This window comes from Streptomyces sp. HUAS CB01, assembly GCF_030406905.1.
In the GTDB taxonomy this organism is placed as follows: domain Bacteria; phylum Actinomycetota; class Actinomycetes; order Streptomycetales; family Streptomycetaceae; genus Streptomyces; species Streptomyces chengbuensis.
On record NZ_CP129137.1, the window covers coordinates 7,465,267 to 7,489,243 of the forward strand.

A 23,977-nucleotide genomic window follows, 5' to 3' on the forward strand; every position below is an offset into this window, starting at 1 on the left:
GCCTCCGGGACCGGGGCGACGACGGTGTCCGTCTGGAAGTGCGCGGGCGAGTTTGCTAGACGTGGGGGATGCATGAATATGACGGCAGCCCATCGACCCCGTCGCTCGGCGTGCTCAGCTGCAGCCGGCGGGGCAACGCATGGGTCATCACCCTCGGCGGGGACCTCGGTCCGGACGCAGTGGCCGGCGTGTCGCGGCGGCTCGACGACGTGCTGGAGGGAGAGAGGCGGGCCATCGTGATGGACACGAAGTCGGTGACCTCCGCCGATCCGGCCATGCTCGCCCTGCTGACACGGCTCCAGGCGGAGGCCTCGCTGTATGTCGCGGCGCCTTCGCCGCCCGTACGGGAGCTGCTGGAGACGGCCGGCCCCGGCGCCTCGGTCCGCACCGCCACCTCGCTGGGAGAGGCCCTGGACGCGGTCGGCGCCGGGTCCGCCTGACCGGCACACCGGCGAAGGCAGCGAGCGAGCCGTGCGCAGCGTGGGAGTGGAGGAGGAACTCCTCCTGGTGGACGCGGAGACCGGGGAGCCCCGCGCCGTGTCGGCGGCCGTCCTGGACGCCGCCGCGAGGGAGACGGCGGGGGAGGACCAGGTCTTCGAATCGGAGCTGCAGCGCGAGCAACTGGAGTTCGCCACCCGGCCCGGGACCCGGATGGAGGAACTCGCGGCCGAGATCCGGCGGTGCCGGGCCGAGGCGGCGCAGCACGCCGAGGACACGGGCGTCGCCGTCGCCGCCCTCGCCACCTCCCCCCTCCCGGTCAGCCCCTCCGTCGCCGTCGGCACGCGGTACCACTGGATGGCCGAACGCTTCGGGCTCACTCTCCAGGACCAGCTCACCTGCGGGTGCCATGTCCACGTCTCCGTGGATTCCGACGACGAGGGCGTCGCGGTCCTGGACCGCATCCGGCCCTGGCTGTCCGTCCTGCTCGCCCTGAGCGCCAACTCCCCCTTCTGGCAAGGACAGGACAGCCACTACAGCAGCTACCGCAGTCAGGTGTGGGGCCGCTGGCCGTCGGCCGGCCCCGTCGGGATCTTCGGCTCGGCCGACCGGTACCACCAGCAGGTGCGGGACATGGTCGGCACCGGCGTCCTCCGGGACGAAGGGATGATCTACTTCGACGCCCGGCTGTCCCATCGGTATCCCACGGTCGAGATCCGGGTCGCGGACGTCTGCCTGGATCCGGACTCGACGGTGCTCCACGCGGTCCTCGTCCGCGGGCTGGTCGAGACGGCGTCCCGCGAGTGGCAGGCGGGGGAGCCGCCGGCGCGGCACGGGGAGTCCATGCTGCGGCTGGCCGCGTGGCAGGCCGCCCGCTACGGCCTCGAAGGCCGCCTGCTCCATCCCCGGACGATGCGCCCCGCGCCCGCCGAAACGGTGGTGCGAGCACTCTTCGACCATGTACGCGACGCCCTCGACGACGCAGGGGACACAAAACGCGCCCAGGACGCGCTCGCGGCGGTGCTGAGGACCGGCAACGGGGCAGCCGTCCAGCGCGCGATCCTGGAGCGGACCGGCAGTCTGCGGGAGGTCGTCACGGAGTGCGTGCGCCTCACCGGCGCGCGGCGCGCCTGAGGCGCGCGCCGGTCAGCTGTCGCCCGCGGCGTCCTCGGCGACCCGCTTGAGCGTGCGGCCGGTTCGGGCCGACCGGGCACGGTGCGGCTGAGGGGCGTCGTGCGCGGCGGCGTTCGAGCCGCTCTTCTTCACGAGCAGCCAGCGTTCACGCCCGCCGTCCGGGCCGGTGCGGGTGAGCGCGTAACCGCCGTGGAGCTTGCGACCGTGCAGGGCGAAGGAGGCGTGCCCCCGCTCCAGCGCCTCGGCCATCGGGACCTCGCCCCCGTGGCGGTCCTCGGTGAGGTTCCTGAACGTGCCCTCGTCCCAGATGATGACCGTGCCGCCGCCGTACTCGCCCGGGGCGATGACGCCCTCGAAGTCCGCGTACTCCAGGGGGTGGTCCTCCGTCGGCAGGGCGAGCCTCTTCTCCTGCGGGTCCGACGACGGGCCCTTGGGAACGGCCCAGCTCCTGAGCACTCCGTCCACCTCGAGCCGGAAATCGAAGTGCATCGTGCTCGCGTCATGGATCTGCACCACGAAGGCGGGCTCGGCGTGAGCTCCGCGTCCCTGCCGTTCGCCGCCGCCCTCCGGCTCGGCGGTCCTGTCGAAGCGGCGCTTGCGGTGGTAATCCCGCAGTGGTTCCTTCCCCGGCATGCCGGCTTCCTTCCCTTCGGCTCGGGGCTCCCCACTCCGGGGTCTTACGGGACAACGACGGGGCGGAGACCGAAACGACGTGACCGGGTCCCGGGACGGCAGACCTGCCGCCGTCCCGGGACCCGTGGGGAAGAGCCCTACATGTTCTTGCGGGCCTTGCCCTTCAGTTCTTCCGCGGTGCCGCGCACCGTCTGCTCGGCCTCGGCGGTCTTTTCCTTGGTCTTGCCGGCCAAACGGTCCGCAGTGCCCTTGGCGCGAAGCTCCTCGTTCCCAGTGACCTCGCCGGCCTTCTGCTTGGCCTTGCCGACGGTCTCCTGGGCCTTTCCGCGAATCTTCTTTCCCTGTGCAGCCATCTGAGTCAGCCCCTTGAGCGTCCGACGTTTCTTGCGGCTACTTCATTGCTGCTACCTCGGACGAGTCCGCTCAAACGTCACCTGGCGTATTCGTCCTCGTCCTCCTCCTCATCCTCGTATTCGTCCTCCTCCTCGCCTTCCTCGGGCGCCTCGTCCTCGTCCGCGTACTCGCCGTCATCCTCTTCGTCCTCGTCGTATTCTTCCTCGTCCTCTTCCTGACCCTGTTCTTCCTCGTCCTCCAGTGCCTCTTCGTGACTGCGCACGACTTCACCGTCACGGATTTCCCCGCGCCATCCCTCGGGTTCCTCGTCGGCGAACGAGACGTAGCGGACGAAGTTCTTGAAGTCCAGCCTCAGCCGACGGCCTTGGGCCCGCCAGAGATTGCCGGTCTTCTCGAAGAATCCGGAAGGGTAGTACTCGACGACGAGAACGATCCGGGTGAGGGACGGCGCCAGGGAGTGGAAGCTGACGCAGCCGCGCGTGGTGCCCTTGGCGCCCTCGGAGGTCCACATGATCCGGTCGTCCGGGACCTGCTCCTGAACCGTGGCCTTCCAGCCCCGGGTGGAGGGCCCGACCTTGACCTTCCAGTCGCTGTGCACGTCGTCGCTGTCCTTGGAGACGCTGCGCACACCCTTGGCGAAGTCGCTGAAGTCCTCGTACGCCGTCCAGTGGTCGTACGCCGCGCGGATCGGCACGCCCACGTCCTGGACCTCGAGAATGTTCATGGACTTGCCGCCGCCGGACTTCCGTTTGCCCTTGCCGCCGCCGAGCAGGTCCTTGGCCTTTCCGACCACCTTGTCCTTCATGCCCTTGGCCTTGCTTCCGGTGACGGCCTTCATGATGCCGCCGCCGGGCAGCGGGCCGCCGCCCTGGGCCGAGTCGAGCAATTGGTCGGTGAGGCCCGAGAGTTTGTCGCCGGCCTTGTCCGCCAGGTTCTCGACCTGGGCGCCGAGGAAGTCGACCAACTCGTCGCGCAGGAGGTCGAGACCGGAGCTCTCGCCGCCCTTGGCGGCACCTGATTCCTTGGCCATGGCCTACCTCCGCCGTCCGGCCGTCTTCTTGGCGGCCGTCTTGCGCGGAGCCGTCTTCTTCGCGGCGGTCTTCTTCGCCGCGGTCTTCTTGGCTGTTGCCTTCCTCGGCGGTGTCTTCTTCGCGGCGGTCTTCTTGGCCGTGGCTTTCCTCGGCGGTGTCTTCTTCGCGGCGGTCTTCTTGGCCGTGGCTTTCCTCGGCGGTGTCTTCTTCGCGGCGGTCTTCTTGGCCGTGGCTTTCCTCGGGGGTGCCTTCTTGGCGGCGGTCTTCTTCGCCGGGGCCTTTTTCGCCGGAGCCTTTTTCGCGGCGGTCTTCTTGGCCGCCGTCTTCTTCGTGGGTGCTCGCTTCGCCGTGGCCTTCCTGGCGGCCGCCTTGCGCGGGGCGGGCTTCTCGCGTCCTCTCGCGGGCCTTCGTCGGCGCGGGGGCTCCTCTTCTTCCTGTTCTTCCTCTTCTTCTTCCGTCTCCTGTTCCTCCGGCTCTTCCTCTTCCTCTTCCTCTTCCCCTTCCTCCTCCTCTTCCTCGGCCTCGGGCTCCTCCGGCTCTTCCTCCTCCTCTTCCTCTTCCTCCTCGGCCTCGGCCTCCGGCTCCTGTTCTTCCTCTTCTTCTTCCTCCTCCTGTTCCTCCGGCTCTTCCTCTTCTTCCTCCTCCGCCGGTTCCTCGTCCTCGTACTCCTCCTCTTCGTACTCCTCGTCCTCCTCCTTGCCCTTGCCTCCGAGATGGAGTGTGCGTTCATGGAGCGAGTCCGCCAGATCCGCGAGCTTCCGGTCGGCGGCGGCCGTGAGGGCCTTGCGCCCCGCGTCCAGCAGTTCCCCTCGTATCTGTTCGTTGAGCTCGGCGACTTGTGGGACGTCCTTCAGTTTGCGCAGCCCTTCCGTCGCCAGCTGCTGCGGATCCAGGCCGAAGCGGCGCCCTGCGATGTAGGTCGCCATGGCGAACGCGAGGCGGCCCTTCTTCGCGCGCCCGAGCAGGTACCCGCCCGCGACCGCGGCCGCGAGAGCGATCTTGGTCGTGTCGTTCATGAACTGTTCCCTTCGCAAAGGGCGTTGGGGAAGGAGGGGGACGGTCGTCATCACGCTGGGGCGCCGCCCAGGCCCACCAGCCGTGCAGGCCGACGCGCACGACACATATGTCCCTATATAGTGAAATTGTAGATTCGTGCGTGGAATATGGCGCCCGCTCCGTCCCCGGAGAACGACCATGGCCCCTCCAGAGCAACCCGCGAAGCGGAAGCCCCAGAAGAAGGCCGCCTGGGTCATGCGCTCCGCGGCGCAGCAACTGGCGCAATTGCTCGGACGACCGCCCGAGTCGGTGTCCGCCATCAAGCCGACCGACGACGGCTGGGAGGCCGACGTGGAGGTCGTTGAACTGGAGAGGATCCCCGAGACGACGAGCGTGATGGCCAGCTACCGAGTGACCCTGGACAAGGAGGGTGACCTGGTGGCCTACGAACGCAAGCGCAGATACACCAGAGGGCAGATCGACCGCAGGCCTTGAGCGGTCGGCCCGGTGAAGGGAGGCGCCATGACCGTGGTGCCGCAGGGCGGAGGCGGCGTCGCCAGGGGCGGGGGCAGCAGCAGCCTCTACGACGTCCTGGAACTCATTCTTGATCGCGGACTCGTCATCGACGTCTTCGTGCGGGTCTCGCTCGTCGGTATCGAGATCCTGAGGATCGACGCCCGCATCGTCGTGGCCAGCGTGGACACGTACCTGCGCTTCGCCGAAGCGTGCAACCGCCTCGACCTGGAGGGCGGCAAGCAGCCGTCGCAGCTGACCGACCTGGTGGGGGACACCGTCGAGAAGGGGGCCCGCGGCAAGTCCAAGGGGGCGCTCTCGGGTGCCGTGGAAGCCGTGACCGACACCATGAAGGGCGGCGGCGACGAGGACGAAGAGGAAGAGGAGGAACAGGAGGAGCGGGAGCCTGCGGCACGACGGCGGCGTACGACGAGCCGGAGGCCCCGGCGTTCGAGGGAACGCGAGGAGGAGTGACCCATGGCCGTCTACGTGTACTCCATCGTGGGCAAGGAGCATCCGCTGGGGCTGGACGACATCGCCGGGGTCGGCGACCCTCCCTCCCCGCTGCGGGCCGTGACGTCGGGATCACTCACCGCGGTCGTCAGTGATGCTCCCGAGGATCTGCGCCCCAAGCGCCGTGACCTCACGGCGCACCAGGAGGTCCAGACCCGGCTCATGGCCGACGGCGCGGTGCTGCCCCTGAGGTTCGGCCTGACCGCACCGGACGACGACGCCGTCCGGGAGGCCCTGGAGGAGCGGGCGACGGAGTACGCGGACCGGCTCGGCGCGCTGGAGGGATGCGCCGAGTACAACCTGAAGGTCAAGCAGGACGAGGACGCCCTGCTGCGGCAGATCCTCGAGGACTCGCCCGAGGCGAGGGAACTCAACGCCGCGGTCCGCGGCGGCACGGCCGGCCCCGACGTCTCCCTCGCGCTCGGCGAACTCGTCGCCGGGGAAGTGGACGCGCGCCACGCGTCGCTCGCCGCAGGGGTCGTCGAGGCGCTCCGGCCCTTCTCCCGCGACCAGCAGACCTCCCAGCCCTCCGGCGAGGACTTCCTGAGCGTTTCCTTCCTGGTGGCCGAGGAGCAGGAGGAACTCTTCCTGGCCACCGAGATGAGCGTCGCGAACCAGATGGGGGAGGACTTCGAGTTCCGCCTCAACGGCCCTCTCCCCCCGTACAGCTTCGTCTGAGGGTGATCCCATGGGCCTGCTCACGCAGATCGTGACCCTTCCGCTGGCCCCCGTGCGCGGTGCCGTCTGGGTGATGGACCGGGTGCTGGAGGCGGCGGAGAACGAGTACTACGACCCCGAGCCCGTCCAGCGGGAGCTGGCGGAGCTGGAGGCGCGGCTCCTCTCCGGCGAGATCGACGAGGAGACCTTCGACCGCCGCGAGGACGAGCTCCTGGAGCAGCTGGAGGAGATCAGGGCGTTCTGGGACGAGCGGGGTCGGCCGTGAGCGATCCGCTGGCCGGCCGGATGGGCAACTATCCGTCCAGGGCCGCGCCGTACGGGCAGAGCTCCACCAGCAACCTGGCGGACATCCTGGAGCGGGTCCTGGACAAGGGCATCGTCATCGCGGGCGACATCCAGATCAATCTGCTCGACATCGAGCTGTTGACCATCAAACTCCGTCTGCTGGTCGCCTCCGTCGACAAGGCGAAGGAGATGGGCATCGACTGGTGGGAGCACGATCCCGCGCTGTCCTCGCGCGCCCGCGGGGGCGAACGGTCCCTCGCCGAGGAGAACAGGCGGCTGCGGGCCGAGGTCGAGGCCCTGCGCAGGGGCGAGGCGTTGCCGGGAGGCCGGCGCTCGGCCACGGGGGCGGATGCGGAGGAGGAGCCCGCCGAGGCCGAGCTCGTCGAGGAGGAACCCGTAGAGGAGGAACGGCCCCGGTCGTCCCGGCCGGCCCGACGTACCAGGAAGGCACGAGATGAGTGACCGTGTCTCCTACGTCTACGCCGTGGTGCGGGAGGCCGACGGGCTCCAGGAAGCCGTCGTCGGCACCACCGGGGTCGCCGGGGCGCCCGTGCGCCTGCTCCCGCTCACCGGCGGTGACGGTCTGCTGCTCGCGGTGAGCGCCGTCCCCTCGGAGGACTTCCGGGAGGAGGCACTCAAGCAGCACCTGGAGGACCTTCGATGGCTGGAGTCCGTCGCGCGTGCGCACCACGCCGTCATCGAGGAACTGTCCGCCCGGACCACCGTCCTTCCCCTGCGTCTGGCCACCGTGTACCTGGACGACGAGCGGGCGACGAACGCACTGGACGCACAGAGCGAGATCCTCGCCCGACGGCTGTCCCACCTCGCCGCCCACGTGGAGTGGGGAGTCAAGATCTACGTCGAGTCGTCGGCGGCGCCCGCTCCGGGGCCTGTCGAGCCCGCGGGCTCCGAGGAGCTCAGCCCGGGCCGGGCGTATCTGCGGACCCGCAAGGCCCAGCGCACCGTACGGGACACCGCACACCGCTCGGCGCGGACCGCGGCCGAGCGGATCGAGGAGGCGGGCCGCCGGTACGCCGCCGACCGGGCCCGGCACCGTGTGCAGCAGGGCGAACTCGCCACCGCGCCGGGCGAGAACGTCCTCAATGACGCGTATCTCGTGGCGCGGGACCGGGCCGAGGCGTTCCGCGACGAGGTGAGCCGCGCGGCGGACGACCTGGACGGGGTACGGGTCGAACTCACCGGCCCCTGGGCGCCGTACTCGTTCGCGACACCGCCGGACACGGCCGGGGCGGCGGAGTCACCGCGGGCGGAGGGCCCCGCGGCTGCGACGGGGTTCGCCGGGCCGGCGGGGAGCGGGGCGCGAGCGGCCGCAGCGCACCCGGACACGCCCGCCGGGACCGAGCGGGGCACGGAACAGTGACGGCGCCCCGGCCGCTCCCGGGCGTGTCGCCCCGGCCGTCGGAGACCGACACCGCCCTGCCGGACCGTCAGGTCGCCCTCATCGACCTGCTGGACCGGTTGCTCAGCGGGGGAGTCGTCCTGACCGGTGACGTGGTGCTGTCGATCGCGGACATCGATCTCGTACGGATCTCCCTGCGCGCACTCATCATGTCCATCCGCTCCTCGGAGGGCGGCGGCGACACGGAGGGCAGTGCCTTCCCGGGGCCGGTTCACCCCGCGGAGGACAGCGGCCTCCCGGCGCGCGGCGCATCGGAGCGTGGCGACTTCCCAGGGGGCGGCGGCGATGGGCCCTGAGGGCGAGGGGGACAGGGGCCGCCGCTTCGACGAGGTCGCGGAGGCCGCGGCCCGGGCCTTCCGGCTGCTGCCCGCCGCACCGCAGGACCTGCCCGCGTCCGGCCGCGCCGCGCCGTCACCCGCCCGCAGGATCAGCGCCGACCCCGACACGGTGGAGCGGGACCTCGTACGACTCGTCCTCACGCTCGTCGAACTGCTCCGGCAGTTGATGGAGCGTCAGGCATTGCACCGGGTCGACCAGGGCGACCTCACCGAGGAGCAGGAGGAGCGGCTGGGGGCGACGCTCATGATCCTCCACGACCGCATGACGGACCTGTGCGACCAGTACGGGCTGACGATGGAGGACCTCAACCTCGACCTCGGGCCCCTGGGCACCCTGCTGCCACCCGCCGACTGAACGCGGGCGGCCTCTGCGCGCCCACCGGAGCGGGCGGTTGGGACAGGGCCGGCCACCTTCCGCATCCGTGGGCGTGTCCGACAGGACTCCGGGTACGCGAGCGCCATGGACACCAACCCCTCGGACCAGATGGCCCGGGCCGTCCGGGAAGCGCTCGCGGACGAGCTGCGCAAGCAGACGACGAAGCAGCGCCGCGCGGCGCTCTACTACAGCGCGGCGGGCGCCGCCGGCCTCTACGCGGGCGCGGCGCTCGTCGGCTGCCTCGTACTCCTGCTCAGCGCGGCGATACCCGCGTGGGCCGCCGCACTGATCGCCGCCGTCGCACTCGCGGTCGCGGCGGTCCTGCTCAGGTCCGCCGCCCGGAAGGAGCGTGTCCCCCCGGCATCCGCCGCAGTCCCTCCCGGGACGCCGCCGATGCCTCCGCAGGCACCGGATCCCGGCGCCGGGGCACGCCCATGACGACCAGTCATGTTTCCGCCGACGACAAGCGGCAACCAGAGGGAGGACGAGGTCGCGATGACCAACTCAACCAGAAAGTCCGGTGGCGGTGACACCGGGGCGGATCGGCCGTCGACGGCGATGGACGTCATGCGGGCGGCCCGCGACCAGCTCACCGAACTCACAGGAACGCAGGTCGAGTCGGTGTCGTCCTTCGCACGGACGGAGGACGGCTGGGAGCTTGCCGTCGAGGTGGTCGAGCTCGCCCGTATCCCCGACACGACCAGCCTGCTCGCGACGTACGAGGTCTCCCTGGACCCCGACGGCGAGCTGACCACGTACCGACGGGTCCGGCGCTACGAGCGCGGGAGGGCGGATCCCTCCTGAGCGCTCCGGGCCACCGGGCCGAACGCCCCCGACCATCGGGCCGGGACCGGCGCCCGGCAGCCGCGAAGGCGGACCCGTGCCCCCGTGCACCTCACCCGTGCGCAGCTCCGCGACCGACCGCGGGACGTCCGCCGGCGTGCCCGCCGGGCGGACCCGGGGGCACCGGCCACAACGACCAGAGAAGGAGGACCGGAACCATGACGGTTGTTCCGGCACAACAGAGCCGCTCCGGCGGCGGTACCAGCGGACTGTACGACGTTCTCGAACTCGTCCTCGACCGAGGGCTCGTGATCGACGCGTTCGTGCGGGTGTCGCTGGTCGGCATCGAGATCCTGAAGATCGACGTACGTGTCGTCGTCGCGAGCGTCGACACCTATCTGCGCTTCGCCGAGGCGTGCAACCGACTCGACCTGGAATCGGGACGCAACGCCAGCCCCGGACTGCCCGACCTCGTCGGGGAGATAACCGAGTCCGGCGCACGGGGCAAGTCCAAGGGCGCGCTCTCGGGAGCCGCCCAGACCATCTCCGAGGCCTTCGAGAAGGCCCGTGACGAGAGCTCTTCGGAGAGCAGGCCCCGCAGCCGCCGCACCACGTCGCGCAAGAAGGAGGAGCAGGAGTGAGTACGTACGTCTACGGCATCGCCCGCCGCTCCCACCCGGGCCCGGCGTCGGAACTCGTCGGTGTCGGCGATCCGCCCCTGCCCGTGCGCACCGTCGCCGGCGGCGAGTTGATCGCCATCGTCAGTGACGCTCCCGAGAACCTGCGGCCCAAGCGCCGTGATCTGCTCGCCCACCAGAACGTTCTCGCGGAAGCCTCCGCGACCGGGGCGGTGCTGCCGATGCGCTTCGGCGGGGTGTCGCCCGACGACGACGCGGTGAAGGCGGTCCTCGCGGAACGCGCGGAACACTTCGAGCAGCGGCTCACGGCCCTCGACGGCAAGGTCGAGTTCAACGTGAAGGCGTCCCACGACGAGGAGGCCGTACTGCACCGCATCCTCGCGGAGAACGCCGAGCTGCGTGCGATGAGCGAGGCCAACAAGGCGGCCGGCGGCGGCACCCAGGAGCAGAAGATCCAGCTCGGTGAGCGGATCGTGGCCGCCGTGCAGCAGCGGGAGCTGATCGACGCCGACATCGTGCACCGCGAACTCACGGGCCTGACGGAGTCGGTCAGCGTCGGCCCGGAGTCCACCGGCTGGCTCGCCAACATCTCCTGCCTGGTCGCGCGGGACGACGCGGACGCGTTCGTCGCGGCCGTCGACAGGCTGGCCAAGGACAATCCGCACCTGTCGCTGCAGCTCAACGGTCCGCTGCCCCCGTACAGCTTCGTGGAGTGAACTCCCATGGGACTGCTGGGTGAGCTGCTGCTCCTGCCCGCGGCGCCGGTCCGGGGCACCTTCTGGGTGCTCCGGCAGGTCGCCGACGAGGCGGAGCGGCGGTACTACGACCCCTCGACGATCCGGCGTGAACTGGCCGAGCTGGAGCGCCGGCTGGAAGGCGGGGAGATCAGCGAGGAGGAGTTCGACCGGCGTGAGGACGAGCTTCTCGACCGCCTGGAGAAGGCGGCGGGGACCTCATGAGCAGAGGGACGGCGGCACGATGAACAACGGGCTCGCAGTGGGGCTCGCGGTCGGCGCGGGCTATGTGCTGGGGCGGACGAGGAAGGCGAAACTCGCTCTGGCCGTCGGTACCGTCGTGGTGTGCAGGCGGCTCGACATGGGGCCGCGTGAGCTGGTCGGAGTGTTCTCCCATCCGTTCCGGAGCATTCCGCAGTTCAAGGACATCGGTGACCAGCTGCGCGAGGACCTGCGGGGAGTCGGCAGCGCCGCGGTCGGAGCCGTCGTCAACCGGCAGCTCCACGGGCTGGCGGACCGGTTGCGCGAACGCACCTTCGATGTCCGGGACCGGGTGTACGGGGCGGTCGGACCGGGGGACGAGCGGAACTCCGACGAGGACCTCGAGGACGACCTCGACGGCGACTTCGACGAAGTTCACGACGAAGTTCTCGACGACGCACTCGACGACGATTTCGACCAGGACGTGGACGTGGACGCCGACGAGGGCTTTGTCGGGGACTCCGAGCAGGACCTCGAGGACGTCGACGAGGAAGTGGACGACGACCCCGACGAACGGGACCCCGAGGAACGGGACCCCGAAGGGCTCGACCCTGAAGGGCCCGACCCCGACGAGGACGGAGCCGAGAGGCCGACGCGGGCCACGGCTCCGAGGACCGAGCAGGGGAGGAGGCCGGCCGCGAAAGAGGCGACCGGCGGGGGGAAATCCACCTCGCGCCACCGCACTGCGGCGAGGAAGACGCCCGCCGAGAAGGCGCCCGCCGAGAAGGCGCCCGCCAAGAAGTCCACGACGAGGAAGACCACGACGAGGAAGACGGCGGCCAAGAAGACCACGACGAGGAAGACGGCGGCCAAGAAGACCACGCCCAGGAAGACGGCGGCCAAGAAGACCACGCCCAGGAAGACGGCGGCCACGAAGCCCGCTGCCGAGAAGGCGGCCTCCTCCCGGAAGAGTGCTTCCGCACGAGAGGGCCGCGCGGATGGCTGACGCGAGAAACGCCGGGGGCCTGCTCTCCGCCGTGGACCCGGACGCGGTCGAGCGGGTGAAGGCGGAACTGCGCAACTACGCCGTCGCCCGTGCCGAGTACCTGCTCGCCTCCCTCGGGCGCAGGCTCGGTGAGGCGGTCGTCACGCTGCACGACATCGCCGACGGCCGCAGCCCCGGCTTCGCGCGGCTCGCCCTCGACGGCGGCCGCAAGCTCTCGCAGGGCAGGAGCCCCCTGCGCGCGGCGGTGGAGATCGGCGCCTCGCGCCTGAGGGACGGCATCTCCGACCGCATCGCCAGGCGCATCACCCGCGCCGGGGGCGACCAGGGACCGGCTGTGGTGGTGGAGTCCGTCGACGTCGGCGTGCCCGTGTCCCGCGCGTACGACCTGTGGTCCCGTCAGGAGGCCCTGCCCGCACTTGCGATGGGCGTCCGGGAGGAGACCGCGTCGGACGAGAACGGCGTCGTCTGGAACTCCCGCGGCGCGAAGGGCACGGTCGACGGCGTCGTGACCTTCCACGCGATCGGGGACACGCTCACCCGCGTCCTGCTGGTCGTCGAGTACCACCCCCGAGGGCTGGTCGAGCGGGCCGGCGCGCTGCTGGGCACTCCGGGCCGCCGGGCACGCCTCGACCTCACGGGCTTCGCACGTCGCGTCGCGATGCGCAGGCGCGATGACGACGAGCGGCCCGACACGGACCACGACGACGCGACAGCCCCGGGAGAGCAGGAGCCCCACGACCCCGCATCACACGACGCCGAGACCGACCACTCCGACACGCACGACCCCGACAGGCACGACGCCGAGGCGCACGCCGACGGGACGTACAGCCACGACACGGCCCGCGCTGAGGCCGGGACCGGAGGAACCCCATGACCACCCCGAGCCGGCTTCCGGACCCCTACGGCTCCGGCGGATCGGGAGCCAACCTCGCCGACATCCTTGAACGGGTGCTCGACAAGGGCATCGTCATCGCAGGCGACATCCGCATCAATCTGCTCGACATCGAACTGCTGACCATCAAGCTGCGTCTCGTCGTCGCCTCGGTCGAACGGGCGAAGGAGATGGGCATCGACTGGTGGGAGGACGACCCGTCGCTGTCGTCCGGAGCCCGCAGGCGTGAACTCTCCGAGGAGAACGAGCGGTTGCGACAGCGCATCGCGGCACTGGAGGCGGATACCGCATGACCGAGGTGTGTTATGTCTACGCCGTGACCCGGCCCTTCGACGAGGCCGCCGCACCCCTGCACGAAGGGATGCGTGGCGTCGCCGGCGCCCCAGCGAGGCTGCTTGCCCACGACGGGCTCGTCGCCGTGCTGAGCGACGTGCCGGCCGAGGAGTTCTCCGACGTCGCCCTGCGCGAGCGGCTGGAGGACCTCGACTGGCTCGCCGCCACCGCACGGGGCCACGACGCCGTGGTGAGCGCACTGACCACGGTCACCACACCGCTGCCCCTGCGTCTCGTGACGGTGTGCCGGGACGACGACGGGGTGCGGCGGCTCTTGGACTCCGGTCGCGACCGGTTCGCCCGGGCCCTGGAACGGCTCGACGGACGTGTGGAATGGGGAGTCAAGGTCTACGCCGAAGGGGCCGAGGGCACCCAGGAGGCCCGGAGGGCCGGGAACGCCCGGCCCGAGAACGCGGCTGCGCGGGCCGCCGACGAGGGCTCCGCACAGGGCCGCCGCCCCGCGACCGGTCGCGACTACCTGAAGCAGCGGATGCGCCGCCGCGATGCCACCGAGGGCGTCTGGGCGCAGGCCGACGCCCTCTCGCGGACCCTGCACACGGAGCTCGCCCGGTACGCCGAGGCCGAGCAGGTGCACCGGCCCCAGGACCCCCGGCTGCCGGGGGCGGCGCGCGGCAATGTGCTCAACGCCGCCTATCTCGTACCGCGCGAGAAGGGGGAGGCGTTCGCCGAGGAGGTGCGGCGGCTGACACCACCCGGTAGGGGCATCCGTGTGGAGCTGACCGGGCCGTGGGCACCGTACTCCTTCGCCGTCACCACGGCCGTACCGGCCGCGGAGGAGGGCGAGGCGGAGTGACGTCTGCGAAGGATCCGGCCGTGCTGCGGGACGCACCGGCGGCCACGGCCCAGCCGGGGCCGCTCGCGCAGCGGCAGTTGGCGCTGGTCGACCTGCTGGACCGGCTGCTCGCCGGCGGCGTGGTGATCAAGGGTGACCTCACCTTGCGGATCGCGGACGTCGACCTCGTGCGCGTCGACCTCAACGCGTTGATCTGCTCCGTCGGGCCGGTGGTCGCCTCGCCCTTCGAGGACCGCGGCGGCTCCCGTACGGACGGACCGCCCGCCGACGAGCGGCCCGGAGGAACGTCATGAGCGGACGGCAGGTGGACCTCGACCCCGACACCGTCGAGCGGGATCTCGCCCAACTGGTCCTCACGGTGGTGGAGTTGCTGCGCCAGCTCATGGAACGCCAGGCCCTTCGCCGGGTGGAGACCGGCGACCTCACCGAAGAGCAGGAGGAGCGCATCGGTCTCACGCTGATGCTCCTCGAGGAGCGCATGGACGAACTGCTGGAGAAGTTCGGGCTGCGCCCCGAGGACCTGAACATCGACCTGGGCCCGCTGGGCCCGCTGCTCCCGCGCGACGGCTGACCTCCGACCCGCGGTCGACCCCGCGCGGCGGCCGCCCGACGAGCCCGTGCCCGCAGATCGACGACCCCCGGACGACCCCCGAAGGAAGGCAGTGATGGCGACCCACGACGTGGTGGAGCTGATTCTCGAAGACCACCGGACGATGGAGGACCTCCTCCGCCGGATGCGCAGCATCGAAGCGGACCGGGCGAAGGCCCTCCGCGAGTTCTCCCGGCTGCTGATCGCCCACGGCGAGGCGGAGGAGGCGAAGGTCTATCCCGCGCTGAAGCGCTACAAGAAGATCGACGACGAAGAGGTCGAGCACGGCTCGGAAGAGCACACCGAGGGCAACAGGGCGCTCCTCGCCCTGCTGGAGGTGGACGACCTGGGTGGCGAGGAGTGGGACGAGAAGCTGGAGAACCTGGTCGAGGCGGTCAACCACCACCTCGACGAGGAGGAGCGGACGCTGCTCAACGAGACCCGCCGCAATGTGCCCGAGGAACGAAGGGCCGAACTGGGCGAGGCCTTCCGGCGCGAGCGTGCGGACCTGCTCGCCTCCGACTGCGGAGCCGTCGAGAACGTCCGCCGTCTCGCCAAGGGCTGACCGTGGGCCGCCCGGAGACAGGGCGGCCTCGGAACGCGGCCCGTGCGAAGCGGGCGAAACGCCCATGTGTAGCAGACCACCCGTCGGGCAGGCGGTCAGCGAGGCGGGCTGGACAAGGATGCCGCCCCACTTCCCACTCCTGCACGGAGGAGACATGCGTGCACTGACATGGCAGGGCCGGCGCGATGTACGGGTGGAAACCGTGTCCGACCCCCAGCTCAAGGAGTCCGGCGACGTTCTGGTGCGCATCACCTCCACCGGCATCTGCGGCTCCGATCTGCACCTCTACGAGGTCATGGGGCCGTATCTGGATCCGGGCGACATCCTCGGCCACGAGGCGATGGGAATCGTCGAGGAGGTCGGCGACGATGTCACCGAACTCGACGTGGGCGACCGGGTGGTTGTGCCGTTCAACATTTCCTGCGGCCGTTGTTACATGTGCGACCAGGGTCTCCAATCGCAGTGCGAGACGACCCAGGTGAAGGAGCGCGGCATGGGCGCCGCGCTGTTCGGCTACACCAAGCTCTACGGCCAGGTGCCCGGAGGCCAGGCCGAGCTGCTGCGGGTGCCGTTCGGCGACACGCTGCCGGTCAAGGTGCCCCACGGGCCGCCCGACGAGCGGTTCGTCTACCTCTCCGATGTGCTGCCCACCGCCTGGCAGGCCGTCGAGTACGCCGATGTGCCGCCCGGCGGCACCGTCACCGTGCTCGGTCTGGGGCCGATCGGTGAAATGGCGTGCCGTATCGCACTGCACCGCGGGGCACGGCTCGTCGTGGGCGTCGATCTCGTACCCGAGCGGCTTCAGCGGGCCGCCTCCCGAGGAGTGAAGACGTTCGACCTGCGTACCCAGGGCAAGGACTTGATCGAGGCCGTCCGCGGCCTCACCGACGGGCGCGGTACGGACGCGGTCATCGACGCCGTCGGCATGGAGGCCCACGGCGCACCTGTGGCCAAGGCCGCGCACTGGCTCGTCGGCATGCTGCCCGACGCCGTCGCGGAGCGGCTGATGGAGCACGCCGGTGTCGACCGGCTGAGCGCCCTGTACACGGTGATCGAACTCGTACGTCGCGGCGGCACCGTCTCGGTGTCGGGCGTCTACGGCGGCTCCGCCGACCCGATGCCCATGTTGAGGATGTTCGACAAGCAGATCCAGCTGCGGATGGGCCAGGCCAATGTCCGGCGGTGGGTGGACGACATCCTGCCGCTGCTCGGCGACGACGACCCGCTCGGTGTCGAGGGCTTCGCAACGCACACCATGCCGTTGGAGGAGGCACCCCGGGCATACCGGATGTTCCAGGCCAAGGAGGACGGCATGATCAAGACCCTGCTGAAGCCCTGACGCGGATGTGCCACACGTCGTCCTCGGGCACGTGCGGCAGGCGCTCGGGCGCGGCGCGTCCCGGTACGTGCGGCACGTTCTCGGGCCGACCGCGGCACCCGGTCGGGCCTGGCGCGGCCGGGCGTGGCGGCCGCGCCAGGGCACGCCCGGCTCAGGCGGGCCCCCGGCGCAGCACGGTGTCGGCGGCGGTCAGGTGCAGGTCCTCCACGACGGCCATCTGGCTCTTCGCGCGTTCCCTCAGCTCGTCCAGCCGTGCCGTGTCGATCCGTCCTGTGTCCCGCGCCACCGGTGTGAGGGCGCGCCAGAGCATGTACTTGCCCTGGATGCCCATCCGCAGTGCCTCCAGTTCGACGATCGTGCTCAGTCCCGCACGGCGCAGCACGCGACCGTTGGGCTTGAGACGGGCGGCCTTCTCCGCGGCCCAGCCGGCGCAGACCTTGTACCGGTGGGGCGCGATGTCGAGCGTCCCCATCAGGTCCAGCAGGGTGCTCCGGTCCTCGGCGATGTCCTCGGCGAGACGGCGCAGCTCCGCGGCGCGGGGTGAGGAAGCGTGGGCGCGCGCGATGCGCCGCGCGAGTTCGGCGCCGGACGTGGCCCCGGCCACGTGGTCGTTCAGATAGATGCGGAGGGCGTCTCGGTGCAAGGGACCTTCTCCCAGCTGTCGGGGTGCGGCAGGGCGCTCGTGCGGCGGGCGTACGTCCACGGGGTGGTGCCCGGGGCCGGCTCGGCCCGTGCGCACGTGCTCGGCTCTTCCCGACATCCCTTCCGCCGGCCTCGAGCGGACTCACCGCGCGAGCCGACGGTCCCTCGATCGGAGTGCACGGCGGCGCGCCGGCCCCGGGCCGGTTTCACGCTCGGACGCACGGGCAGCCGCCGGGTGGCTGCCCGGGGACCGCGAGAGACCGGGCGGCTCCCACCGCCCGCCGCAGCGGAGGGCGGAAGTGAAGTAGGGACGACTCGGAAAGGATGAGTGTCATGGCGGCGAGGGACCCCGAGCGGCGCGACCCCGTCACTGCCCACCCCCAGCCGGACTTCCCGGACCAGGAGCAGGCCCATCCCGGATGGACGGGTCCGATGGATCCGCCCCCGGACCACGGGGAGACGTCCTACGTGGGCCACGGCGCCCTTCAGGACCGTACGGCCGTGGTGACCGGCGGCGACTCGGGCATCGGCAGGGCGGTCGCACTGGCGTACGCGCGCGAGGGCGCCGACGTCCTCTTCACGCATCTGCCCGAGGAGGCGGCCGACGCCCGGGAGACCACCCGGCTCGTCGAGGAGGCCGGCCGCAAGGCGGTGGCGGTGAGCTGCGACATCCGTGAGGAGGACCAGTGCCGGGCCCTGATCGGACGGGCCGTCGCGGAGTTCGGTCGCATCGACATCCTGGTCAACAACGCGGCCTACCAGATGTCCCAGCCGGACGGGATCGGCGCGATCTCGACGGAACAGTTCGACCGGGTGATGAAGACCAACCTCTACGGCATGTTCTGGCTGTCGAAGATGGCGCTGCCGCACATTCCCCGGGGCGGCTGCATCATCAACACGACGTCCGTTCAGGCGTACAAACCCAGTCCGCACCTGCTGGACTACGCGACGAGCAAGGGCGCCATCGTGACCTTCACCCAGGGGCTGGCCCGGATGGTCGCCGAGGACGGGGTGCGCGTGAACGCCGTGGCGCCGGGCCCGGTGTGGACGCCGCTGATCCCGGCGACGATGCCCGACACCAAGGAGTTCGGCAAGCAGTCGCCGCTCGGCAGGCCGGCCCAACCGGTGGAAATGTCACCGGCATATGTCTTCCTGGCCTCCGACCGGGCGCGTTTCATCACGGCGGAAATCCTCAACGCCACCGGGGGCACTCCGCTGCCCTGACGCGCCTCACCACCGGACCCCGCGGCGGAGTTTCCCGGCACTGGCGAAGGGCAACCAGGCAATATGGTGCAAATCGGATACACGATGATGACGGAGCAGGCCGGCCCGCGACAGCTGGTCGATCACGTGATGCACGCGGAGGACGTGGGGTTCGACTTCTGCGTGACCTCCGACCACGCCTTCCCCTGGCTGCGGGCCCAGGGGCACTCCCCGTACGCGTGGAGCGTGCTGGGTGCGGCGGCGCAGGCCACTTCCGAGATTCCGCTGATGACCTTCGTGACCTGTCCGACGATGCGCTATCACCCCGCCGTCGTCGCACAGAAGGCGGCCACGCTCCAGCTCCTGTCGGGGGGGCGGTTCCGGCTCGGACTGGGATCGGGGGAGAACCTGAACGAGCACATCGTGGGGGACTGGCCGCCCGCCGGTGTGCGCCTGGAGATGCTCGGCGAGGCGGTCGAGATCATCCGGGAGCTGTTCCGCGGGGAGCACGTCAGCCGGCGCGGAGGGCACTTCACCGTGGATTCCGCCAAGCTGTGGGACCTGCCCGACGAACCGCCGCCGATCGGCATCGCCGTCTCGGGCGAGCGCTCCTGCGAACTCGCGGGACGGCTCGCCGACGTCATGATCGCGGACCAGCCCGAGCGGTCCCTCACGGAGTCCTTCGAGCGGGCCGGAGGAGCGGGCAAGCCCCGCATCGGGCAGATGGCCCTCTGCTACGACACCGACCGCGAGGCCGCGGTGCGGCGGGCGCACGAGCAGTTCAAATGGTTCGGCATGGGCTGGAAGGTGAATTCGGAACTACCACACCCCGACGCGTTCGAGGCGGCCACCCGGTACGTGCGCCCCGAGGACGTCGCCGAGGCCATTCCGTGCGGCGATGACCCGGAGGCGGTCGTGGAGGCGGTGCGGGGCTTCGTCGAGGCGGGTTTCACCGAGGTCGCCCTCGTCCAGATCGGCGGGAACACGCAGCACGACTTCCTCGAATGGGCGGAGGACAAGCTGCTGCCCCAACTGCACGCGCTCGGCGGGGACGAAGCCGTGGCGGCGTAGAGGCGGGGTCGACGGAGCTGTGGCGGCGTTGAAGGCCGCGTCCTGGGGGTCGCGATCTCCTGAAGGCTCGCCAGGGCCTCCGGCCCCGAGGACGGTCCATTCCTGAGCCGACGGCGTCGCCCTCCTGCCGCTCGGCCGCAGGGGACGGCGTGCTGCTCCTCAGCCCAGTGGACTGTCGTCCAGCGACCCCAGCAGCTCGGCCGCGTCGCGGTACAGCGCCGTGGCCCCCGCGGCCTCCAGCGCCGCCCTGGGGATTCCGCCGCTCAGCAGTCCGACGCAGGTGACTCCGGCCCGCGTGCCCGCCGCCATGTCCCAGACCGTGTCGCCCACGAACACCGATTCCTCCGCCCGGGCCTCGGCGAGCCCCAGGGCCTGCAGCACGGGCTCCGGGGCGGGCTTTCCGGACGAGACGTCGTCGGCGCTGGTCGTGTTCAGGACGGCCTCGTCTGCGTCGATGGCGCGGCGCAGCGCCCCGAGCTCGGCGCCGCTCGCGGAGGTCACCAGAACGATCCTCCAGCCCCGCCCGGCGAGCGTGCGCAGCAGATCGCCCGCGGACTCGAACGCCTCAAGGCGTTCGAAGTACGTCCCGTACAGCGTCCGGTGGGCGTCACTCAGGGCGTCGTCCTCGTCCCGGTCCCGTCCCTCGCCGAGGAGGTGGGCGATGAGGTCCGTGGAGCCGAGGCCCACGGCCCGGTGGACCGCGTGCATCGTCACCCGGTGACCGGCCTGGCGGAAGGCCTCCCACCAGGTGACCGTGTGCAGGTGGTTGGTGTCGACGAGGGTGCCGTCGACGTCGAAGAGTGCCGCCCTTGTCATGGTCTCCACCTCTCCGTGCGCGCACTCGCGCACTCGCGCACTCGCGCAGTCGGGCCGCGCCGTGTCCTGCTCCGAGAGTCCGGTCCCTTGCGCCTCGTGGTCCGGTCCGTTCGCGCTGCCCGGGACCGCGTGGCCGGTGCGGACGGGGCGCCCGTCGTGAGGGCGGGTACCCGTCAGGGCCGTCGGCAGTCCGTGGGACGGCGTACCGCCGCCCCGCCCCATGATCGTCCCGGGCCGCTGAGTGGATGCCGCCTATTGGGGCATAAGCCATGAAGTGTTTGTAAAGCTTTATATATGTGTCATTCATCCAGGAGGCGTGATCATGTCGAAGAAGTCGCGAGAGCCGTCGCACGGCGAGGGCCCCAGCAGGTTCAAGGGCCAGGACCAGCACGGCTGGGCGGAGGACGTCGACGACACCGCCCAGGACAACCCCAGCGGACACCGCTCCTTCCACCCGGATACGTATGCGGGTGGCTCGAAGAAGAGCCGGCGGCCGACGGAGGAGGAAAAGGCGGCATCCCTCGAGGGCACGACCGTCGAGAGCGACACCCGCAGGGGTGAGGACCAGGGCGGCAAGCAGGGCCAGAAGGGCATGCGTGACACCGGCCCCCGCGGGAAGTCGCAGCGGCCGAGCGGGTCGAAGAGCTCGTCGGCCTTCAGCGGGGTGGACCCCCAGGACCCGGACACTCCTCACTCTGGACGCTGAGGTTCCCTGCGCGATGCCCGCACCACGGACAGGCGGGCGGAGGCCACCATGACGCAGCTCGGCGGCGGAGCATCGCACGGTTCCGGCGGTGTGCCGCCGGTCCCGCAGCTGACCGACGACCATCTGGAACGGTGGAGAGCGGGCTCCGTCAGGCCGCACGCGTACCAGGGCGGGCCCAGGAACTGCTGAGCGCCGTTCTCGAGGCCAGCAAGGGGCTCCGGCTCGAATCGACCGACGTGCTCCGCCGGATCATCGACGCCGGCCGTGGCCTCGTACGGGCCCGCTGCGCCGCCCTCGGGGTGCTGAACCCGGCTGCTGCGGGCCGGTTCGCCCAGGTGGTCACGTCCGGCTTCGGTGCGGACATCCCCGCCTCACCGGACGGGACCGACTCGCCCCTGCCGCGCTCCTGAGCGGGCTCGTCCGCGACCCGCGCCCGCTGCGCGCCGAGGGCGGTCCGCCGCTCGGCCGCCGTCACGACGGTCCCGACGAGCGGGTGCGGACGCCCGGACTGATCGGTGTGCCGATCCGGGTGCGCGAACAGCTCTACGGCCATCTCCGCCCGGCCGCCACGGACCCGGGTGACACCGTGCTGCTGCACACCGACGGACTGGTGGAGCACCGGGCCCGGTCCATCGACGACGGCATGGACCAGGCGGCCCGGGTCGCCGCCGCACTCGGCGGTGAGCCGCTCGCGGACCTCTGCGACGAACTGCTCACCCACCGCGAAGGTGCCTTCCACGACGATGTCGCCGTGTTCGCCACCCGCCTGACGCGGTGACACCCCTCCACACCGGTGTGCCGCGGTTGCTCCGTCGATGCCCGCGCCCGCGCCGACCGCCTCGACGCGGGCGCGGGAGCGCGGTCGGGCGCCGGGGGGTCCTGTCGCTCCGTCAGCGCTCGGCGTCGGCGGGCAGCGGCGACGGCTCCTCGGCCCCGACTTCCGACGGGTCCCCGTCCGCGGAGTCCGCGACGGACCCGGCCGTGGCCGGGGCGTCCTGCCTCTGCGTCGGCGGCTCCGGCTCCCCGGCTGCGCGGCCGCCCTTCCGGCGGCGTCCCGGCAGGAGGGCCGGGGCCGCCCGCAGGACGCGGGCGAGCACGTGGGCGCGTCCCGCGAGGACCGGCCCCAGAACGGCGAGGACGAGGACGTAGCCGGCGATGAACGGGGCCAGGCGGGGATCGAGGCCGGCGCTCGCGGCCATGGCGGCCAGGATCAGCGCGAACTCCCCCCGTGCGAGGAGCGTCGTGGCGATGTCGGCGGCGGGTCCCGGCCCGTGGTGGTGGAGCCGGGCGACGAGCAGACCGGCGGCCACGTTCATCGCGATCGTCAGAGCCACCGCGGCGGCGACCGGCCCGGCGACGGAGGCGATGTCCCCCGGGTCGACGGCGAGCCCGAACGCGAAGAAGAAAATGGCGGCGAACGCGTCGCGCAGGGGATGCACCAGTTCACGGATACGCGGCCCCGACGGGGTGCCGGCGAGGATCAGGCCGACCATGAAGGCGCCGATGGCGTCGGCGACTCCCAGGACCTCGGAGATCCCGGCGATGAGGACCGCGGCCCCGAGGAAGCTGATCACCAGCAGTTCGTTGTCGCGGACCGAGATCAGCCGGCCGATCAACCGGGTGCCGTATCGGGCGGCCGCGGCCAGCAGCAGGAGGAACCCGAAGGCCTTGGACGCCTGCAGAATCGTTTCCGTTATGCCCTCGGCGCCGCTGATGACGGGTTGCAGGGCGGCCAGGTACAGCGCCAGGAAGATGTCCTCCACGACGATGACGCCGAGGATCAGCCGGGTCTCGGGCCGCCCTATGCGGCCCGTGTCGATGAGGATCTTCGTCACGATCGCGGAGGACGAGATGCCGAGGACTCCGGCGAGTACCAGCGCCTCCCTGGCCCCCCAGCCCAGTGCGAAGCCGAAGCCGAGGCCCGCGCCGACGTTCAGCAGCAGATAGGTGCCGCCGGCGGCGAGCAGACGTCTGCCGCCGCTCCTGAGGTCGTCGAGATGGAACTCGAGGCCCAGGTAGAACAGCAGCAGCACCAGGCCGAGCGCGGACAGCATCTCGAAGTCGTGTGCGTCCTCGACGAGGACGAGCCCGGGTGTGCGGGGGCCCAGCAGGATGCCGGCGAGCATGAAGAGCGGGATCGTCGGCAGACCGATCCGGCTGCCGACGCGAGCGAGGAAGGCGGCGGCCAGGAAGGCTCCGCCCATGGCGAGCAGGGTGTCAGCATGCCCCACGGGTCACCACCTTCGACGGCTCGGAGGAACGGATGTGTGGTGATGGACGGGGGTGGATACGTACTCCTTTGTTCGTGCGGCGGTCGTTCGTGCGGCGGTCGTGCCAAGTGGGGGAAAACCGCCAAGCGTTGGGCCGCGGACGTGCCTGCCAGGGTGCGGCGGCGGCGTGCCCTGTACCGGACGGGCCCGGCGGCCGGGCGATCACACGGCGGTCATGCGGTCATCGGGCTCGTGCGGTGGCGCGGTCCTCGGTGCAGGTGATGGTGCGGTCATCGGGTTCGTGCGGTTCGTGCGGGCGGTGATGCCGGTCAGCGGGGCCGTGGACGGCGCCGGCGCCCGGCCGGGTGGCGCGGCGCGGTGAGGAACTGCGCCGCCATCCCGGCCAGCACCAGTCCCGCGGCGAGCATCAGGCCGTGCGGCAGCACCAGTCCGGCGACCAGCAGCGCGAGCGCGGCCGCGAGCAGCGCCCACGCCGGCCGGCGCCGGCACTCACTCGGTGGGCAGGGGTGCCTTGCGTCCAGACCGCGGGCGAAGCGCCGGTCGCTCAGCCGCATCCGTTCGTCGAGGTCGTGGAGGGTCTCGTCGCCTGGACGCGTCATGGCTGCTCCTCCCGGCCTTACGGTGGTCACCGCGGTACCGCCACCGTCACACGGCCGGGGGTGCCGGCACATCGGGGCCGGCACCCATCTTTCGTGGTCGGGAGGG

The 23,977-nt window shown here is 71.2% G+C and carries 36 protein-coding genes; 28 read left to right on the top strand and 8 right to left on the bottom strand.

Annotated elements, in window-relative coordinates:
• Window positions 1-68 precede the first annotated feature (68 nt).
• Together QRN89_RS32675 and QRN89_RS32680 are read left to right on the top strand one after the other, a co-directional pair.
• The gene (locus QRN89_RS32675) at window positions 69-440 is read left to right on the top strand and encodes an STAS domain-containing protein (protein WP_290353017.1); all 372 of its coding nucleotides are present in this window, start codon (window positions 69-71) and stop codon (window positions 438-440) included.
• Window positions 441-471: 31 nt separating this feature from the next.
• Window positions 472-1,572 carry a glutamate--cysteine ligase 2 gene (locus QRN89_RS32680; RefSeq protein WP_290353018.1) on the top strand — a complete coding sequence of 367 codons (1,101 nt, stop codon included), beginning with the start codon at window positions 472-474 and terminating at the stop codon, window positions 1,570-1,572.
• Between the two features lie 12 nt (window positions 1,573-1,584).
• On the opposite strand, the gene QRN89_RS32685 is transcribed toward QRN89_RS32680, so the two are convergent.
• The 4 genes from QRN89_RS32685 to QRN89_RS32700 form a co-directional block, all read right to left on the bottom strand.
• Window positions 1,585-2,205 (bottom strand): DNA polymerase ligase N-terminal domain-containing protein, encoded by a 621-nt coding sequence (locus QRN89_RS32685; protein ID WP_290353019.1) that lies wholly within the window; start codon window positions 2,203-2,205, stop codon window positions 1,585-1,587.
• 137 nt (window positions 2,206-2,342) lie between these two features.
• Entirely contained in the window at window positions 2,343-2,558 is a 216-nt protein-coding gene (locus QRN89_RS32690; protein WP_290353020.1) for a CsbD family protein, read from the bottom strand.
• A gap of 77 nt (window positions 2,559-2,635) precedes the next feature.
• The gene (locus tag QRN89_RS32695) at window positions 2,636-3,589 is read right to left on the bottom strand and encodes an SRPBCC family protein (protein WP_290353021.1); all 954 of its coding nucleotides are present in this window, start codon (window positions 3,587-3,589) and stop codon (window positions 2,636-2,638) included.
• Window positions 3,590-3,592: 3 nt separating this feature from the next.
• Window positions 3,593-4,606: a histone H1-like repetitive region-containing protein gene (locus tag QRN89_RS32700; protein WP_290353022.1), complete on the bottom strand. Its 1,014-nt coding sequence runs from the start codon at window positions 4,604-4,606 to the stop codon at window positions 3,593-3,595.
• A gap of 178 nt (window positions 4,607-4,784) precedes the next feature.
• Between QRN89_RS32700 and QRN89_RS32705 the strand changes: the two genes are divergently transcribed.
• The 21 genes from QRN89_RS32705 (at window position 4,785) to QRN89_RS32805 (ending at window position 16,603) form a co-directional block, all read left to right on the top strand.
• Window positions 4,785-5,081, top strand: a complete 297-nt coding sequence (locus QRN89_RS32705; protein ID WP_290353023.1) for a gas vesicle protein GvpO — start codon at window positions 4,785-4,787, stop codon at window positions 5,079-5,081.
• 27 nt (window positions 5,082-5,108) lie between these two features.
• Window positions 5,109-5,573, top strand: coding sequence for a gas vesicle structural protein GvpA (locus tag QRN89_RS32710; RefSeq protein WP_290353024.1), 465 nt, complete (start codon window positions 5,109-5,111; stop codon window positions 5,571-5,573).
• A 3-nt stretch (window positions 5,574-5,576) separates the two neighbouring features.
• A complete protein-coding gene (locus tag QRN89_RS32715; RefSeq protein ID WP_290353025.1) occupies window positions 5,577-6,290 on the top strand; it encodes a GvpL/GvpF family gas vesicle protein in 714 nt (237 codons plus the stop codon).
• A gap of 10 nt (window positions 6,291-6,300) precedes the next feature.
• Window positions 6,301-6,555, top strand: coding sequence for a gas vesicle protein GvpG (locus QRN89_RS32720; RefSeq protein ID WP_290353026.1), 255 nt, complete (start codon window positions 6,301-6,303; stop codon window positions 6,553-6,555).
• A gap of 20 nt (window positions 6,556-6,575) precedes the next feature.
• Window positions 6,576-7,037 (top strand): gas vesicle protein, encoded by a 462-nt coding sequence (locus tag QRN89_RS32725; RefSeq protein ID WP_290353951.1) that lies wholly within the window; start codon window positions 6,576-6,578, stop codon window positions 7,035-7,037.
• Window positions 7,030-7,956: a GvpL/GvpF family gas vesicle protein gene (locus QRN89_RS32730; RefSeq protein WP_290353028.1), complete on the top strand. Its 927-nt coding sequence runs from the start codon at window positions 7,030-7,032 to the stop codon at window positions 7,954-7,956. Before QRN89_RS32725 ends, QRN89_RS32730 begins: the two co-directional genes overlap by 8 nt.
• Window positions 7,957-7,979: 23 nt before the next feature.
• The gene (locus QRN89_RS32735; protein ID WP_290353029.1) at window positions 7,980-8,291 is read left to right on the top strand and encodes a gas vesicle protein; all 312 of its coding nucleotides are present in this window, start codon (window positions 7,980-7,982) and stop codon (window positions 8,289-8,291) included.
• A complete protein-coding gene (locus QRN89_RS32740) occupies window positions 8,281-8,688 on the top strand; it encodes a gas vesicle protein K (RefSeq protein ID WP_290353952.1) in 408 nt (135 codons plus the stop codon). The genes QRN89_RS32735 and QRN89_RS32740 overlap by 11 nt, the downstream gene beginning before the upstream one ends.
• 105 nt (window positions 8,689-8,793) lie before the next feature.
• The gene (locus QRN89_RS32745; protein ID WP_290353030.1) at window positions 8,794-9,147 is read left to right on the top strand and encodes a phage holin family protein; all 354 of its coding nucleotides are present in this window, start codon (window positions 8,794-8,796) and stop codon (window positions 9,145-9,147) included.
• 57 nt (window positions 9,148-9,204) lie between these two features.
• A complete protein-coding gene (locus tag QRN89_RS32750) occupies window positions 9,205-9,513 on the top strand; it encodes a gas vesicle protein GvpO (RefSeq protein WP_290353031.1) in 309 nt (102 codons plus the stop codon).
• A 197-nt stretch (window positions 9,514-9,710) separates the two neighbouring features.
• Window positions 9,711-10,133 carry a gas vesicle structural protein GvpA gene (locus QRN89_RS32755; protein ID WP_290353032.1) on the top strand — a complete coding sequence of 141 codons (423 nt, stop codon included), beginning with the start codon at window positions 9,711-9,713 and terminating at the stop codon, window positions 10,131-10,133.
• A complete protein-coding gene (locus tag QRN89_RS32760; RefSeq protein WP_290353033.1) occupies window positions 10,130-10,846 on the top strand; it encodes a GvpL/GvpF family gas vesicle protein in 717 nt (238 codons plus the stop codon). Before QRN89_RS32755 ends, QRN89_RS32760 begins: the two co-directional genes overlap by 4 nt.
• A 6-nt stretch (window positions 10,847-10,852) precedes the next feature.
• On the top strand, window positions 10,853-11,089 hold the full coding sequence (locus tag QRN89_RS32765) for a gas vesicle protein GvpG (RefSeq protein ID WP_290353034.1): 237 nt from the start codon (window positions 10,853-10,855) through the stop codon (window positions 11,087-11,089).
• Window positions 11,090-11,108: 19 nt separating this feature from the next.
• Window positions 11,109-12,071: a histone H1-like repetitive region-containing protein gene (locus QRN89_RS32770; RefSeq protein ID WP_290353035.1), complete on the top strand. Its 963-nt coding sequence runs from the start codon at window positions 11,109-11,111 to the stop codon at window positions 12,069-12,071.
• On the top strand, window positions 12,064-12,945 hold the full coding sequence (locus QRN89_RS32775) for an SRPBCC family protein (protein ID WP_290353036.1): 882 nt from the start codon (window positions 12,064-12,066) through the stop codon (window positions 12,943-12,945). The genes QRN89_RS32770 and QRN89_RS32775 overlap by 8 nt, the downstream gene beginning before the upstream one ends.
• Window positions 12,942-13,256: a gas vesicle protein gene (locus tag QRN89_RS32780; protein ID WP_093655001.1), complete on the top strand. Its 315-nt coding sequence runs from the start codon at window positions 12,942-12,944 to the stop codon at window positions 13,254-13,256. Before QRN89_RS32775 ends, QRN89_RS32780 begins: the two co-directional genes overlap by 4 nt.
• On the top strand, window positions 13,253-14,110 hold the full coding sequence (locus tag QRN89_RS32785) for a GvpL/GvpF family gas vesicle protein (protein WP_290353037.1): 858 nt from the start codon (window positions 13,253-13,255) through the stop codon (window positions 14,108-14,110). The genes QRN89_RS32780 and QRN89_RS32785 overlap by 4 nt, the downstream gene beginning before the upstream one ends.
• 23 nt (window positions 14,111-14,133) lie before the next feature.
• A complete protein-coding gene (locus tag QRN89_RS32790) occupies window positions 14,134-14,403 on the top strand; it encodes a gas vesicle protein (protein WP_290353953.1) in 270 nt (89 codons plus the stop codon).
• A complete protein-coding gene (locus QRN89_RS32795; protein WP_290353038.1) occupies window positions 14,400-14,681 on the top strand; it encodes a gas vesicle protein K in 282 nt (93 codons plus the stop codon). The genes QRN89_RS32790 and QRN89_RS32795 overlap by 4 nt, the downstream gene beginning before the upstream one ends.
• Before the next feature lie 94 nt (window positions 14,682-14,775).
• Window positions 14,776-15,264: a hemerythrin domain-containing protein gene (locus QRN89_RS32800; protein WP_290353039.1), complete on the top strand. Its 489-nt coding sequence runs from the start codon at window positions 14,776-14,778 to the stop codon at window positions 15,262-15,264.
• Window positions 15,265-15,418: 154 nt separating this feature from the next.
• Window positions 15,419-16,603, top strand: a complete 1,185-nt coding sequence (locus QRN89_RS32805) for an alcohol dehydrogenase catalytic domain-containing protein (RefSeq protein WP_290353040.1) — start codon at window positions 15,419-15,421, stop codon at window positions 16,601-16,603.
• Window positions 16,604-16,754: 151 nt separating this feature from the next.
• On the opposite strand, the gene QRN89_RS32810 is transcribed toward QRN89_RS32805, so the two are convergent.
• On the bottom strand, window positions 16,755-17,246 hold the full coding sequence (locus QRN89_RS32810; RefSeq protein WP_290353041.1) for a hypothetical protein: 492 nt from the start codon (window positions 17,244-17,246) through the stop codon (window positions 16,755-16,757).
• Between the two features lie 332 nt (window positions 17,247-17,578).
• Here QRN89_RS32810 and QRN89_RS32815 point away from each other — a divergent pair, with 332 nt between their 5' ends.
• Window positions 17,579-18,469 (top strand): SDR family oxidoreductase, encoded by an 891-nt coding sequence (locus QRN89_RS32815; protein WP_290353042.1) that lies wholly within the window; start codon window positions 17,579-17,581, stop codon window positions 18,467-18,469.
• Window positions 18,470-18,532: 63 nt separating this feature from the next.
• Window positions 18,533-19,519 carry a TIGR03557 family F420-dependent LLM class oxidoreductase gene (locus QRN89_RS32820; protein WP_290353043.1) on the top strand — a complete coding sequence of 329 codons (987 nt, stop codon included), beginning with the start codon at window positions 18,533-18,535 and terminating at the stop codon, window positions 19,517-19,519.
• A 159-nt stretch (window positions 19,520-19,678) separates the two neighbouring features.
• Here the strand turns inward: QRN89_RS32820 and QRN89_RS32825 are convergent, their stop codons facing one another.
• Window positions 19,679-20,335 (bottom strand): HAD family hydrolase, encoded by a 657-nt coding sequence (locus QRN89_RS32825; RefSeq protein WP_290353044.1) that lies wholly within the window; start codon window positions 20,333-20,335, stop codon window positions 19,679-19,681.
• 322 nt (window positions 20,336-20,657) lie between these two features.
• Between QRN89_RS32825 and QRN89_RS32830 the strand changes: the two genes are divergently transcribed.
• The 3 genes from QRN89_RS32830 to QRN89_RS32840 all read left to right on the top strand — a co-directional run bounded on the left by QRN89_RS32830 (window position 20,658) and on the right by QRN89_RS32840 (window position 21,819).
• Entirely contained in the window at window positions 20,658-21,041 is a 384-nt protein-coding gene (locus QRN89_RS32830) for a hypothetical protein (RefSeq protein WP_290353045.1), read from the top strand.
• A 131-nt stretch (window positions 21,042-21,172) separates the two neighbouring features.
• Window positions 21,173-21,451: a hypothetical protein gene (locus QRN89_RS32835; protein WP_290353046.1), complete on the top strand. Its 279-nt coding sequence runs from the start codon at window positions 21,173-21,175 to the stop codon at window positions 21,449-21,451.
• 83 nt (window positions 21,452-21,534) lie between these two features.
• Window positions 21,535-21,819 carry a SpoIIE family protein phosphatase gene (locus tag QRN89_RS32840; protein WP_290353047.1) on the top strand — a complete coding sequence of 95 codons (285 nt, stop codon included), beginning with the start codon at window positions 21,535-21,537 and terminating at the stop codon, window positions 21,817-21,819.
• Window positions 21,820-21,931: 112 nt separating this feature from the next.
• On the opposite strand, the gene QRN89_RS32845 is transcribed toward QRN89_RS32840, so the two are convergent.
• Window positions 21,932-23,272: a cation:proton antiporter gene (locus QRN89_RS32845; RefSeq protein ID WP_290353048.1), complete on the bottom strand. Its 1,341-nt coding sequence runs from the start codon at window positions 23,270-23,272 to the stop codon at window positions 21,932-21,934.
• A 308-nt stretch (window positions 23,273-23,580) separates the two neighbouring features.
• Window positions 23,581-23,871: a DUF3040 domain-containing protein gene (locus QRN89_RS32850; protein WP_290353049.1), complete on the bottom strand. Its 291-nt coding sequence runs from the start codon at window positions 23,869-23,871 to the stop codon at window positions 23,581-23,583.
• Between the last annotated feature and the right edge of the window lie 106 nt (window positions 23,872-23,977).

What these genes read in the sequence shown, in the direction of transcription:
- QRN89_RS32675 (WP_290353017.1), top strand. Translation starts at nt 69, where the DNA reads ATGCATGAATATGACGGCAGCCCATCGACCCCGTCGCTCGGCGTGCTC.
- QRN89_RS32685 (WP_290353019.1), bottom strand. Translation starts at nt 2,205, where the DNA reads ATGCCGGGGAAGGAACCACTGCGGGATTACCACCGCAAGCGCCGCTTC.
- QRN89_RS32690 (WP_290353020.1), bottom strand. Translation starts at nt 2,558, where the DNA reads ATGGCTGCACAGGGAAAGAAGATTCGCGGAAAGGCCCAGGAGACCGTC.
- QRN89_RS32695 (WP_290353021.1), bottom strand. Translation starts at nt 3,589, where the DNA reads ATGGCCAAGGAATCAGGTGCCGCCAAGGGCGGCGAGAGCTCCGGTCTC.
- QRN89_RS32700 (WP_290353022.1), bottom strand. Translation starts at nt 4,606, where the DNA reads ATGAACGACACGACCAAGATCGCTCTCGCGGCCGCGGTCGCGGGCGGG.
- QRN89_RS32705 (WP_290353023.1), top strand. Translation starts at nt 4,785, where the DNA reads ATGGCCCCTCCAGAGCAACCCGCGAAGCGGAAGCCCCAGAAGAAGGCC.
- QRN89_RS32710 (WP_290353024.1), top strand. Translation starts at nt 5,109, where the DNA reads ATGACCGTGGTGCCGCAGGGCGGAGGCGGCGTCGCCAGGGGCGGGGGC.
- QRN89_RS32715 (WP_290353025.1), top strand. Translation starts at nt 5,577, where the DNA reads ATGGCCGTCTACGTGTACTCCATCGTGGGCAAGGAGCATCCGCTGGGG.
- QRN89_RS32720 (WP_290353026.1), top strand. Translation starts at nt 6,301, where the DNA reads ATGGGCCTGCTCACGCAGATCGTGACCCTTCCGCTGGCCCCCGTGCGC.
- QRN89_RS32725 (WP_290353951.1), top strand. Translation starts at nt 6,576, where the DNA reads ATGGGCAACTATCCGTCCAGGGCCGCGCCGTACGGGCAGAGCTCCACC.
- QRN89_RS32730 (WP_290353028.1), top strand. Translation starts at nt 7,030, where the DNA reads ATGAGTGACCGTGTCTCCTACGTCTACGCCGTGGTGCGGGAGGCCGAC.
- QRN89_RS32740 (WP_290353952.1), top strand. Translation starts at nt 8,281, where the DNA reads ATGGGCCCTGAGGGCGAGGGGGACAGGGGCCGCCGCTTCGACGAGGTC.
- QRN89_RS32745 (WP_290353030.1), top strand. Translation starts at nt 8,794, where the DNA reads ATGGACACCAACCCCTCGGACCAGATGGCCCGGGCCGTCCGGGAAGCG.
- QRN89_RS32750 (WP_290353031.1), top strand. Translation starts at nt 9,205, where the DNA reads ATGACCAACTCAACCAGAAAGTCCGGTGGCGGTGACACCGGGGCGGAT.
- QRN89_RS32755 (WP_290353032.1), top strand. Translation starts at nt 9,711, where the DNA reads ATGACGGTTGTTCCGGCACAACAGAGCCGCTCCGGCGGCGGTACCAGC.
- QRN89_RS32765 (WP_290353034.1), top strand. Translation starts at nt 10,853, where the DNA reads ATGGGACTGCTGGGTGAGCTGCTGCTCCTGCCCGCGGCGCCGGTCCGG.
- QRN89_RS32770 (WP_290353035.1), top strand. Translation starts at nt 11,109, where the DNA reads ATGAACAACGGGCTCGCAGTGGGGCTCGCGGTCGGCGCGGGCTATGTG.
- QRN89_RS32775 (WP_290353036.1), top strand. Translation starts at nt 12,064, where the DNA reads ATGGCTGACGCGAGAAACGCCGGGGGCCTGCTCTCCGCCGTGGACCCG.
- QRN89_RS32780 (WP_093655001.1), top strand. Translation starts at nt 12,942, where the DNA reads ATGACCACCCCGAGCCGGCTTCCGGACCCCTACGGCTCCGGCGGATCG.
- QRN89_RS32785 (WP_290353037.1), top strand. Translation starts at nt 13,253, where the DNA reads ATGACCGAGGTGTGTTATGTCTACGCCGTGACCCGGCCCTTCGACGAG.
- QRN89_RS32795 (WP_290353038.1), top strand. Translation starts at nt 14,400, where the DNA reads ATGAGCGGACGGCAGGTGGACCTCGACCCCGACACCGTCGAGCGGGAT.
- QRN89_RS32800 (WP_290353039.1), top strand. Translation starts at nt 14,776, where the DNA reads ATGGCGACCCACGACGTGGTGGAGCTGATTCTCGAAGACCACCGGACG.
- QRN89_RS32805 (WP_290353040.1), top strand. Translation starts at nt 15,419, where the DNA reads ATGCGTGCACTGACATGGCAGGGCCGGCGCGATGTACGGGTGGAAACC.
- QRN89_RS32815 (WP_290353042.1), top strand. Translation starts at nt 17,579, where the DNA reads ATGGCGGCGAGGGACCCCGAGCGGCGCGACCCCGTCACTGCCCACCCC.
- QRN89_RS32820 (WP_290353043.1), top strand. Translation starts at nt 18,533, where the DNA reads ATGGTGCAAATCGGATACACGATGATGACGGAGCAGGCCGGCCCGCGA.
- QRN89_RS32825 (WP_290353044.1), bottom strand. Translation starts at nt 20,335, where the DNA reads ATGACAAGGGCGGCACTCTTCGACGTCGACGGCACCCTCGTCGACACC.
- QRN89_RS32830 (WP_290353045.1), top strand. Translation starts at nt 20,658, where the DNA reads ATGTCGAAGAAGTCGCGAGAGCCGTCGCACGGCGAGGGCCCCAGCAGG.
- QRN89_RS32850 (WP_290353049.1), bottom strand. Translation starts at nt 23,871, where the DNA reads ATGACGCGTCCAGGCGACGAGACCCTCCACGACCTCGACGAACGGATG.